Consider the following 361-nt stretch of genomic DNA (forward strand, 5'->3'; position numbering starts at 1 on the left):
CCCCGCTGCCGGTTGTGGTGCGACTCTGGGGATCCCTGCGGATTTAGGGTATCCTATTCGAACATAAACACCCCCACTAAGGCCACATGTCCTTAACTCGGGTTACTATAAGGGCAATTGTTAGAAAGCACATACGAACCCTGTTCTTCTCTGCTGGAGTGCCCCGCCCCATGACTGCCACACTTAGCCCACCCGAGCCAGATACCGCCCTCGACTACCCAGACACCCTCCTCGTAGGTGACCACCCCGACATCGATCCGCTAGGCGATAGTTCTGTGCCGGAGGCGTTCTACACCACCAACGCACCCGGCAACCACATCGGCAAAGCCGGCACCTACACACGCAAAACCTCCTGGTTCCT

General features: G+C 57.6%; 1 pseudogene. It reads left to right on the forward strand.

What is annotated here, in order from left to right:
* Positions 1-170 precede the first annotated feature (170 nt).
* Positions 171-361: pseudogene (locus tag QP965_RS11465) on the forward strand (HNH endonuclease signature motif containing protein); the annotation flags it as partial.

The organism is Corynebacterium sp. MSK074 (assembly GCF_030229735.1).
In the GTDB taxonomy this organism is placed as follows: domain Bacteria; phylum Actinomycetota; class Actinomycetes; order Mycobacteriales; family Mycobacteriaceae; genus Corynebacterium.